Origin of the sequence: Labedella phragmitis, assembly GCF_004078635.1 — a bacterium.
Lineage (GTDB): Bacteria > Actinomycetota > Actinomycetes > Actinomycetales > Microbacteriaceae > Labedella > Labedella phragmitis.
Map to the genome: position 1 here is coordinate 489311 of NZ_RZNB01000003.1, position 10557 is coordinate 499867.

The 10557-nt window shown below is 69.6% G+C and carries 11 protein-coding genes; 6 read left to right on the forward strand and 5 right to left on the reverse strand.

Going from position 1 to position 10557, the window contains the following annotated elements:
* The first annotated feature begins 60 nt into the window (after nucleotides 1–60).
* The 3 genes from ELQ90_RS10405 to ELQ90_RS10415 all read left to right on the forward strand — a co-directional run bounded on the left by ELQ90_RS10405 (nucleotide 61) and on the right by ELQ90_RS10415 (nucleotide 2114).
* Nucleotides 61–768: an aspartate/glutamate racemase family protein gene (locus ELQ90_RS10405; RefSeq protein ID WP_128495171.1), complete on the forward strand. Its 708-nt coding sequence runs from the start codon at nucleotides 61–63 to the stop codon at nucleotides 766–768.
* A gap of 59 nt (nucleotides 769–827) precedes the next feature.
* Complete coding sequence (locus ELQ90_RS10410) at nucleotides 828–1232, forward strand: lipoprotein (RefSeq protein ID WP_128495172.1); 405 nt, start codon at nucleotides 828–830, stop codon at nucleotides 1230–1232.
* A 102-nt stretch (nucleotides 1233–1334) separates the two neighbouring features.
* The gene (locus ELQ90_RS10415) at nucleotides 1335–2114 is read left to right on the forward strand and encodes a lysophospholipid acyltransferase family protein (RefSeq protein ID WP_128495173.1); all 780 of its coding nucleotides are present in this window, start codon (nucleotides 1335–1337) and stop codon (nucleotides 2112–2114) included.
* A 75-nt stretch (nucleotides 2115–2189) separates the two neighbouring features.
* Here ELQ90_RS10415 and ELQ90_RS10420 read toward each other — a convergent pair whose 3' ends face one another.
* The 3 genes from ELQ90_RS10420 to ELQ90_RS10430 form a co-directional block, all read right to left on the reverse strand.
* On the reverse strand, nucleotides 2190–3416 hold the full coding sequence (locus ELQ90_RS10420) for an alpha-amylase family glycosyl hydrolase (RefSeq protein ID WP_128495174.1): 1227 nt from the start codon (nucleotides 3414–3416) through the stop codon (nucleotides 2190–2192).
* A 122-nt stretch (nucleotides 3417–3538) separates the two neighbouring features.
* On the reverse strand, nucleotides 3539–3994 hold the full coding sequence (locus ELQ90_RS10425; RefSeq protein WP_243696121.1) for a GNAT family N-acetyltransferase: 456 nt from the start codon (nucleotides 3992–3994) through the stop codon (nucleotides 3539–3541).
* Nucleotides 3991–4725: an NRDE family protein gene (locus ELQ90_RS10430; protein WP_128495175.1), complete on the reverse strand. Its 735-nt coding sequence runs from the start codon at nucleotides 4723–4725 to the stop codon at nucleotides 3991–3993. Before ELQ90_RS10430 ends, ELQ90_RS10425 begins: the two co-directional genes overlap by 4 nt.
* 82 nt (nucleotides 4726–4807) lie before the next feature.
* Between ELQ90_RS10430 and coaBC the strand changes: the two genes are divergently transcribed.
* Nucleotides 4808–6049 (forward strand): bifunctional phosphopantothenoylcysteine decarboxylase/phosphopantothenate--cysteine ligase CoaBC, encoded by a 1242-nt coding sequence (gene coaBC / locus ELQ90_RS10435; RefSeq protein WP_243696122.1) that lies wholly within the window; start codon nucleotides 4808–4810, stop codon nucleotides 6047–6049.
* A 105-nt stretch (nucleotides 6050–6154) separates the two neighbouring features.
* Here coaBC and ELQ90_RS10440 read toward each other — a convergent pair whose 3' ends face one another.
* Nucleotides 6155–6751, reverse strand: coding sequence for a TetR/AcrR family transcriptional regulator (locus tag ELQ90_RS10440; protein WP_424980810.1), 597 nt, complete (start codon nucleotides 6749–6751; stop codon nucleotides 6155–6157).
* 122 nt (nucleotides 6752–6873) lie between these two features.
* Here ELQ90_RS10440 and ELQ90_RS10445 point away from each other — a divergent pair, with 122 nt between their 5' ends.
* Both ELQ90_RS10445 and ELQ90_RS10450 read left to right on the forward strand, forming a co-directional pair.
* The gene (locus tag ELQ90_RS10445; RefSeq protein WP_128495177.1) at nucleotides 6874–7707 is read left to right on the forward strand and encodes an alpha/beta fold hydrolase; all 834 of its coding nucleotides are present in this window, start codon (nucleotides 6874–6876) and stop codon (nucleotides 7705–7707) included.
* Nucleotides 7708–8125: 418 nt separating this feature from the next.
* Nucleotides 8126–8593 (forward strand): NUDIX hydrolase, encoded by a 468-nt coding sequence (locus ELQ90_RS10450; protein ID WP_128495178.1) that lies wholly within the window; start codon nucleotides 8126–8128, stop codon nucleotides 8591–8593.
* Nucleotides 8594–8776: 183 nt separating this feature from the next.
* On the opposite strand, the gene ELQ90_RS10455 is transcribed toward ELQ90_RS10450, so the two are convergent.
* Nucleotides 8777–10557, reverse strand: a 1781-nt coding sequence (locus tag ELQ90_RS10455; protein ID WP_133425021.1) for a DUF7927 domain-containing protein, incomplete at its 5' end; no start/stop codon positions are given.

Genomic DNA, 10557 nt, shown 5'->3' on the forward strand with positions numbered 1-10557 from the left:
CTTTCGCCTCGGCCTCGACGACGCCAGCATGGTGGGCGGCGGACGTGAGAGGACACGGGAATGAAGAGGATCGGGCTGCTGGGCGGGATGAGCTGGGAGTCGACGGCGGAGTACTACCGGCTCGCGAACGAGCTCGTGCGCGAACGTCTCGGCGACCTCCACTCCGCGGAGGTCGTCATGGTGTCCCTGGACTTCGCCGTCATCGAGCGATTGCAGGTCTCGGGTGATTGGGACGAGGCCGGTCGGCGGCTGGCGGACGAGGCCCTCCGTGTCGAGGCGGCGGGAGCCGACCTGCTCGTGCTGTGCACGAACACGATGCACAAGGTCGCCGAATCGATCGAGGCGGCGACGTCGATCCCGTTCCTCCACATCGCCGACACGACGGCGGCCGCCATCCGCCGCGAGGGGATCACGCGGATCGGACTGCTGGGTACGGCGTTCACGATGGAGCAGGACTTCTACCGCGATCGGCTCACGAGTCTCGGTCTCGAGGTGTTGATCCCCGACGCTCCCGACCGCGCGGAGGTGCATCGGATCATCTACGAGGAACTCGTACTCGGAGTCGTGACCGAGCCGTCCCGGGCGACCTATCGGGCGGTGATCGAGCGTCTCGTCGCCGCGGGCGCCGACGGCATCATCCTCGGGTGCACCGAGATCGAGCTCCTCGTGGGTCAGCAGGACTCGTCCGTGCCGGTCTTCCCGACGACGCGACTGCACGTCGAGGCCGCCGTCGACGCCGCGCTCGCGGAGGCCGTCGCGATCCCGTGACAGCGGCCGGGGCGCGGCGTACCGTTCCCACCGGTGATTCGCGGCGGTACGGTCGAAGAATGCGGCGGACCCTCGTGCTCACGATCGTCGCCGTCGTCGTGCTCACCGGGTGCTCCTCCAGCACAAGGAGCGTCGTTCAGTCCGGCGACGAACTCGACGTCGAGCCGTGCGCGACCGTCGAGGGCCAGATCATCGATGTCGAAAACCTCGAGGCGGAGACCCCGGTCTCGTGCGCCCTCCCCGCCGTCGTCCTCCGGTTCCCGGACGGTACGCAGCTCGAGGTCGCAGGCGGAAGCGGCTCGCTCGACGCGGGCGACGGTCGGCAGTACGGCTACGGGACGTTCGACATCTACGGCACCGCCGTCTACAGCGACATCCCGGGCGAGGGTCGGACCTGGTGGGGCACCCCCGAAGGCATCCGTCGGCTCCAGTACCTCGAGGGACTCGTCGACAGCTACCGCTGACGCCTCGGCGCACCCGCCACCCGCGATACACCAGGGCGGTGCCGAGCCACAACGCCCCCGCGTCGAGCGCCCGTTCGCGGAGCCTCGGCCTACGCTTGCGGCATGACGAGGCGACCCCCCGACCCCATCTACTCCGCGGCGATCGGCGCCGGCCGTGCACTGTTCGGCGCCTGGCGCCTCAAGCGTCGCGCGACGGGCCTCGAACACATCCCGAGGACCGGCGGTGCGGTGTTCGCGATGACGCACTTCGGTTACCTCGAGTTCGCCCTCGTCGAGTGGCAGACGTGGTTGCACACCCGCCGCCGGGTGCGCTTCATGGCCACGAAGCGGGCGTTCGACAAGCCCGTCGTCGGCTGGTTGCTGCGAGGGATGAAGCACATCGAGGTCGACATGGCTGCGGGAGCCTCGGCCTACGCCGAGGCGGTCGCGGCGCTGCGCCGCGGCGAGGTCATCGGCGTCTTCCCGGAAGCCGGTGTGAGCGCGTCGTTCACGGTCCGCGATTTGAAGTCGGGCGCTGTGAGGCTCGCCGCCGAGGCGGGTGTGCCGATCGTCCCCGTCGCGGTGTGGGGCGGTCAACGACTGCTCGCGAAGAACCGGAAGATCCGGTTGCGCGACCGCATCGGCGTCGAGGTCGACTTCGCGTACGGTTCACCGATCCTCGTCTCACCTGACGACGCGGTGCCCGAGAAGCTCGCCGAGTTGAAGTCGGAGCTCCAGCGCCTCACGGACACCCTGCAGACCGGTTACCGCCAGGACGGCACGGGGCAGTGGTGGCAGCCCCGGCACCTCGGCGGCACCGCTCCGACCCCCGAGGAGGCGGCGGCGGCCGACGCGGAACGCGACCGCCGCCGCGCCGAGAAGGCCGCCTCCGCCGGCGGCTGAACCCGACCACCTGGGCGTACGCCCTTCGACGAGCTCGGGGGACCGCCCTTCGACAAGCTCAGGGACCGACAGCCATCAGGCGAGGATCGCCCAGCCGTGGGGCGGGACGGCGCGGCCGTCGAGCGACCCCGCGACCACCGTCGCGGCGGCGTCCGCGCCCTCGACGCCGGACAGCTCGAGCGGGGAGTCGTCGAGGTTGAGGGCGACGACGAGCCGGTCATCGCCCGACCGCATCTCCAGCACGAGCGTCTCGTTCGTGAGGGCGAGCGTCCGACTCCGGGCGGTGTGCAGCCACGAATGACGCCGACGCACGGCGATCAGCTCCTGGTGCAGCGCGTACACCTCCCGCTTCCCGGGCAGGTCGGCCGGTGAAGCGGGGAACTCGGGCCGGATCGCGTCGTCGCCGCCGAACCGCTCCTCCTTGAGGCCTTCGAGCCCCCGCTCGTCCCCCGCGTAGACGGACGGCGTCCCGGCGAGCGTGAAGAGCAGCACGAGCGCGTGTGCGCGGTGGCGCTCGTCCGGAATGCGCGTCGCGAGACGCGTCACGTCGTGGTTCCCCACGAACGTGTAGGGGACGAAGGTGTCGAGCAGCTCGTTGTGCCGCGTCAGCGTCCAGTCGAGTTCGAAGAGGTTGACCTCGGCGATCGCGTGCCACGTCGACTGCCACAACTCGTACTGGGTGACGGCGTCCATCCCGGACTCGGAGACGATCGCGGCGTAGTCGCCGTGGAGCACCTCGCCGACGATGTACGCGTCGGGGTGGGCTTCGCGGACGCGCGGCAGCACGCGCGCCCAGAACGCCGGCGGCACCGAGTAAGCGGCGTCGAGGCGCCAGCCGTCCGCGCCGCGGTCGAGCCAGTGGATCATCACGCGCGCGACGAGATCGGCGACCGCCGGGTCGTCGTGGTCGAGTTCGACGAGCGCATCGTGCCCCTCGAACGTACCGCCGTCGCGCACGAGTGCGGTGTCCGGGAACTCCCGGCCCACGTGGTTGAACACGCCGTCGAGCAGCACGCGGATGCCGTGGTCGTGAGCCGCCGTGATGAGGGACGAGAAGTCGCCATCGTCACCGAGGCGCTCGTCGATCCGGAAGTAGTTGATCGTGTCGTAACCGTGGGTGGACGACGCGAAGACGGGTCCGAGCGCGATCCCGTTCGCCCCGAGCGCGATGACGTCGTCGAGCCAGCCCTCTATCCGTCGCAGCTCGTGCGTCGGCGTACGGTCCTGTCCCGTCGTGTCGGCGCCGACGAAGCCGAGCGGATAGACGTGCCACCAGATGACGTGTTCGGTCCATTCGCGCATGGGTTCGAGGCTAACCCGACACCTGCCCGCCCTCCGGGGGATTGCGCGGCGCCTCGATGCCCCACCCCTTCGGTCCGCGGTACGTGGGAGGTTCGACGATCATCGACGTGCGTGGACGTCCCTCAGGGGACCGGTCGACGCATCCGGCGGTGTGGGATCTCGTCCTCCACGAACGGCTCACCCTCGACGACGAAACCGAACCGGGCGTACCAGTCGACGAGGTGCGATTGCGCGTCGAGGAGGATCGGGGCCGTCGGCCGCATCTCGAGGCACCGCTCGACGGCGCGGCGCATGAGGTCCGCGGCGATGCCGCGCCCCCGGGCGCTGCGAGCCGTTGCGACACGGCCGATCCGGCTCGCGTCCGGCTCCTGCAGGATGCGCAGCGTCGCGAGGAGCTCCCCGCCGTCCTCCGCCCAGAGGAGCTCCGCTCCCGGTTCCGCGTCGCGACCGTCGATGTCGGCGTAGGCGGCCCTCTGCTCGACGACGAAGACGTCGATGCGCACCTGGAGGAGCCGGTAGAGGACGAGGGGATCCATCTCGCGGACCTCGGCCCGCCGCACGGTGTAGGCCACGGTCACTCGAGCCAGTCGAGGCGCTCGGGCAGACGGCCGGGCTCGTCGAGCCGAGCGGTCCGCAGTTCGACGCCGTGGGGGCCGAGGGCGAGGGCCGTGACCGAGAGCGAGGCGAGCACGAACCCGTCGTGCTCGTCCTGACGGACGATCGCCTCGTCGTGGTCCGGCGGCAGGTGCGAGCTCTCGCGCAGGACGTCGAGCCACGGCTCCCAGTCGGCACCGCCCGGAACACCCGTCGGTCGACCGGCGTCGATGAAGCGCGGACGCCACCGCGACACCCGCGGAACGTCGAACGTGTCCGGTCCCTCGTGCGTGATCATGTGGACGCCGGGGCCGAGGTCGACCGACTGCACGCGTGTGCCGTCCCAGCGCGTGAAGCGCACGCGATCCGCCGAGAGCTCGACGAGGTTGAAGGTGCGCGTGTGCGGGACGACGCGCGGGTCGAGCCCCGTCGTGACGGCGCCGAGCGGAACCACCCCGCGCGACGTCCAGCCGCCGGCCGGCTCGGGCAGCTCCTCACGGCGGTTGAGCACGACGGCTGCGCGCGCGGGCCCGTCGTTCGTCGCGAGCCACGCACCACCCGCCTCGCGGTCGTGCAGACCGCGGACATCGTCGCCGAGCTCAGGCCACCACGCTCCCGGCGGATCCCACGGCCGCCCCGGCGACTCGTCCCGAAGGCCGAGCATCGTGACGGGCCACGCGCTCCCCGGGTCGAAACCGACGACGACGGTGCACATGCGACCACCTCCTGGGCGACGACGGACGGACTACGTCAGACTAGACGAACGGCGGAGCGCATCCGCCTGGAGAGAGGTGGGCATGGCCGAGCGCTTGACGATCGTCGTGGGCATCACGGGCGGGATCGCGGCCTACAAGGCGGTCGGCGTCGCGCGGTTGTTCGTCAAGGCGGGTCACGACGTCCATATCGTTCCGACGGAGAACGCGCTGCGTTTCGTGGGCCTCCCCACTCTCGAGGCGATCAGCGGGAACCCCGTCACCACGTCGCTCTACGAGGGCGTCGACACCGTGCGGCACGTCGCCCTCGGGCAGTCGGCCGACCTCATCGTCATCGCCCCCGCGACGGCGAACACGCTCGCGAAGCTCGCCGGCGGCCTCGCCGACGATCTCCTCGGCACCACGGTCCTCGCGAGCCGTGCGCCCGTCGTGGTCGCCCCCGCCATGCACACGGAGATGTGGCAGCACCCCGCGACGGTCGCCAACGTCGAGACGCTCCGCGGCCGGGGCATCACGATCGTCGGTCCCGCGGTCGGACGGTTGACGGGACCGGACGAGGGACCGGGTCGGATGAGCGAACCCGACGAGATCGTCGAGGCGGCATTCGCCGTCCTCGCCGGAAGCACGGTTGACGCGCGGGCTCAGGACCTCTCGGGACGACACGTCATCGTGTCGGCCGGCGGCACACGTGAGCCGCTCGATCCGGTGCGGTTCATCGGGAACCGGTCGAGCGGCAAGCAGGGGCTCGCGATCGCGCGCGCCGCCGCCGCGCGCGGCGCGCGGGTGACCCTCGTGGCCGCCCACCTCGATGCCGAGGTGGGCGCCGAGGCGTCGGCGTCCCTCGGCGGGGACGTGGTCCGGGCGGAGACGGCGGAGGAGCTCGCTGCGGAGATGCGCGAGCGGGCACTGTCCGCCGACGTCGTGGTGATGGCCGCCGCCGTGGCCGACTACCGGCCGGCGACGGTGTCCGAGGCGAAGATCAAGAAGGACGACTCCGGCGACGCGCTCACGCTCGTGCTCGAGCGCACGCCCGACATCCTCGCCGGACTCGCGGCGGGCCGCTCCGATGGTCAGGTCGTCGTGGGCTTCGCCGCGGAGACGGCGCCGGACCGCGAGGCTCTCCTCGAACTCGGACGCACGAAGATGGCACGCAAGGGAGCCGATCTCCTCGCCCTCAATGTCGTCGGCTGGACCGCGGGCTTCGGCTCGGACGACAACGCCGTGGTCGTGATCGACCGCTCGGGCACGCCGGTCGGGGAAGCGGCGGGCACGAAGGAGGCCGTCGCGCACGCGCTGCTCGACGCCGTCGTCCCCCTCCTGCCCTGAACCCCCCTCCGGTTCCCTGAGCCCGCAGCTCCTGCGGCGCGCTTCGACGATCTCGCCGGCCGTGCGGTGGCGGACACCGGGTTCCGCGCCCGCCGCGAGCGGCGACTAGGAGCGGGCGGCGAGCGCCGCGTCGATGAGGACCGAGGCGGCGGCCCGGGCGTGGGTCGCCGCGATGGGGTTGCCGGAGATCGCAGCCGTCGTCTGGGCTCCCTCCGCGAGCAGCGCGAGCTGAGGAGCGAGCGACTCGTCGGCCCCCGCGCTCGTCACGAGCGACTCGACGTAGCTCTGGAAGGACTCCTTGTGATCGCGGGCGAGTTCCGCCACCGAGGGGAACACGGAACCGAGCTCTCCGAACGCGTTGATGAAACCGCAGCCTCGGAACGAGTCGTCCTGGAACCAGGACGCGAGGTAGTCGTACATCGCGAGGAGCTTCTCCCGCGGAGTCGTCGCCGCAGCGACGGCTTCGGCCACTCCCGTCTCCCACAGGGCGTGACGAACCCGCAGCACGGCGAGCACGAGGGCCTCCTTCGACGGGAACTGCTGGTAGAGCTTCTTGAGCGACACGCCGGCGGCCGTCCGGACCTCGTCCATCCCGACAGCCTGGAAGCCTCGCGTGTAGAAGAGCGCGTCGGCCGCGGAGACGATGCGGTCGGCGACGTCGTCGGTCAGTGTTCTCGATGCGGTCACGGTCATGTCATCCATTCTACTTGACTTTGAGAACGACCGTTCTCTAGAGTGGGGGACATCGGAGAACGCACGTTCTCCGACACAGGACCGCTTCGCGGAATCGCTCCTCGAGAACACACGTCGAAAGGGAACAGACCATGGGTTACATCACCGTCGGAACCGAGAACAGCACCGACATCGAGCTCTACTACGAGGACCACGGCACAGGTCAGGCCGTCCTTCTCATCCACGGCTACCCGCTCGACGGCGCCTCGTGGGAGAAGCAGACCGCGGCGCTCCTGTCCGCGGGCTACCGCGTCATCACCTACGACCGCCGCGGATTCGGCAAGTCGAGCAAGGTCACGACCGGCTACGACTACGACACCTTCGCCGCCGACCTCGACACGGTCCTCACGACGCTCGACCTCCAGGACGTCGTGCTCGTCGGCTTCTCGATGGGAACCGGCGAGCTCGGCCGCTATCTCGGCACCTACGGCTCGGAGCGCATCGCCAAGGCCGCGTTCCTCGGATCACTCGAGCCGTTCCTCCTCAAGACGGACGACAACCCGACGGGCGTGCCCCAGGAGGTCTTCGACGGCCTGCTCGAAGCGGCGACGGCCGACCGTTACGCGTTCTTCACGGATTTCTTCACGAACTTCTACAACGAGGACGAGAACATCCCGTCGCGCTTGAGCGACGAGGCGTCGCACGCCAGCTGGATCACCGCCATCGGGTCGTCCCCGTTCGCCGCGACGGCCGCGCAGCCCACGTGGCTCACGGACTTCCGGGCCGACGTCGCCAAGATCGACATTCCGACGCTCATCGTGCACGGCACGGCCGACCGGATCCTCCCGATCGACTCGACGGGACGGGTCTTCGCGAAGCTCGTGCCGAGCGCGGACTACGTCGAGATCGAGGGTGCCCCGCACGGCATGCTCTGGACTCACGGCGCCGAGGTCAACGAAGCGCTCCTCGCCTTCCTCGCGAAGTAGGACCCCACACCGCACAACGGGTAGGGCGGGTCCGGTTCACCGGACCCGCCCTACCCCGCATCCTGAATCTCTCGTTGCCTCCTGTTGAGTCTCCTGTTGAGTCTCCTGTTGAGTCTCCTGTTGAGTCTCCTGTTGAGTCTCCTGTTGAGCGCTGTGGTATTAAGATAGATACCCTACGGTGATGACCCACCAGCTCGTTTCCAGAGACCGCACCGAGAGGGAGCCGTGTTCACCAACTTCTCGCTCGTCAATCTGATCGTCACGATCGCGGCCGTCGTGATCATCATTTCGGCTGTCGTGTTCTGGATCCGATCGTCGCGACGACATCGGTGAGCACGAGAATCCTGTTCACGAGCGACCGTCGGCCCTCGAGGCATCGACGGGACGGCCACCGGCCCCGACGAGGGACAATGGGGACGTGAAGCGCAGCGCCGGAATCCTCCCCTACCGCCACACCGACGAGAGCGTGGAGGTCTGGCTCACCCACCCCGGCGGTCCGTTCTGGGCGAAGAAGGACACCCGCGGCTGGGGTGTCGTGAAGGGCGAGTACGGCGATGACGAAACGCCGGAGCTCGCGGCGCGTCGCGAGTTCGCCGAGGAGACCGGGGTGCCCGCTCCGGAGGGTGAGTACGTCCCCCTCGGCGAGTTCCGGCAGTCCTCTGGCAAGGTCATCACGGTCTTCGCTGTCGAGCACGACCTCGGCGACCTCGCCGTGCAGAGCAACACGATCGCGATCGAGGTGCCGAAGGGGTCGGGGCGTTTCGTGGAATTCCCGGAGATCGACGACGCCCGCTGGTACGACCTACTCACCGCGGCGGACAAGATCCACGCGGGTCAGCTTCCCGTTCTCGCGGCGCTCGTCGAGCACCTGAAGACCCAGCCCTAGACCATCCGCGGTCCCTGACCCGTCGACAATCTCAGGGACCGAGATGGGACCGAGGGTGGAGGTTCCCACTCGGAGAGCGGGCGGCGATCCAACCGAATGCGCGATGCCCCGGCCGATCGGGATCCGATCGGCCGGGGCATGGTCTAGGGAATCGACGACGGGACGCCGCTGGCGGTGGACCCGCTAGAGCGCTCTGTCCTCCGCGTCCCTTTCCGCGACCTCACCGGCGGTCTCACGGCGACGGCGTACGACCAGCAGCAGGCCTCCGAGGACGAGCGCGAGGAGACCGGCGACGATCGCACCGACGCCGATCGTGCCGCCCGTGATCGCGAGCGGCGGCGGCGCCTGAATCGGGTTCGTCGTGCAGAGCGCACTCCCCTCCGGGCAGATCCCCGTCGGGGTCTGGTTGCTCAACCCGAGATAGTTCGCCAGAACGTGATTGCCCTGACGGTCATAGGCCATCACCGTCACCGAGTAGTTCACCGTCGCGGTCTCGCCGGCGCCGAGCCGTCCACCGATCGACAGGACGTCGCCGGACTGCTCGAGATCGAACGTGTCGACCGAGGCCGACGCGTGCCGCGTGAGCGTCGCATCGTCGAGCACATCGCCCATCCGGTCCACGTAGTCGACCGTGGCCGCACCGGCACCGGTGTTGTGGAACGTGAGCGTGTACGTCAGGACATCGCCCTGCTCCACCGCCGTCGTCGACGCCGGGTCCACCGACTTCGTCGCCGCGATCTCACCGATCGGGTGGACCGTGCAGTCAGCGTCCTCACCCTCGACCGGCTCACACGTCGCCGGCGGCTCCTCACCCGCACGGACGAGGACGTTCCCGAGCACGTGGTCACCCTGCTGCGCGAACGGACGGACGAGGACCGAGTACGACACCGTCGCCGACTCGCCCGGTTCCAGCGAGCCCGTCACGACCAGGCGGTCGCCGACGAGTTCCACCACGATGTCGCCGTCGCCGTCCACGAGGGGATCGCCCACGAGATCGGCATCGTCGAGAACACCCGTCAGCACGTCGTCCCGGACGAAGGCTCCTGCCGCCGCTCCGTCGTTACGGAACGACAGGGTGTATGTGATGGTCTGGCCGGCGACGACCGGGGATCCGGATGCCGGGTCCGCCGACTTCGCGTCCACGATCTCGGGCACCGGGTTGACTGTGCAATCGACGTCCCCGTCCACGCACTGGGTCGGCGGAACCGCATCGCCGCGCACGAGGTAGTTCCCGAGCACGTCGTCGCCGCGCTGCCCGTCCGGTGCCACCGTCACGGTGTACGAGACGGTGACCGTCTGCGCGGGCGCGAGCGTGCCCGACACCACGACGCGCTCGTTCGTGACCGCACTCGCCGTGACTGAAGCATGGGAGGAGACCGGCTGCGCGGTGATCGTCGCATCATCGAGCACGTCTGCGAGGTGGTCGGTGAAGTCGACGGCGCCGACGGCGTTGCCGCTGTTGGTGAAGGTGAGCGTGTAGGTGAGCTCATCGCCCTCCACGACCGTCGTGCCCGACGCGGGGTCCACGGACTTCGAGGACGTGACGTTCGGCAGGTCCGTCGAGGTGCATTCGAGGTTGCCCGGCTCGCACGTCGCGGGCGGCGGCGTCGACGGGTCGTCGACGAGGAAGTTCGTCGCCCGGTCGTCGCCGCGCTCGTCCTCCTCGTTCACCGTGACCGTGTAGGTCACCGTCTCCGTCTGCCCGGCGGCCAGTTCACCCGTGATGGTGAAGACGCCGCCGTCGACCGCCGACACCACGAGGGCGTCGTCCGAGGCGACCGGTGCGCTTGTGAGCGTGGCGTCGTCGAGCACGCCCGTGAGGTTGTCCGACTTGTCCACGGAGACCGGACCCTGGCCCTGGTTGTCGAACGTGATCGTGTACGTCAACGTCGTGCCCGGGACGATCGGATCGGCCGAGGCCTCGACCGACTTCGAGACGAGCAGACGCCCGATCGGCGTGAGCG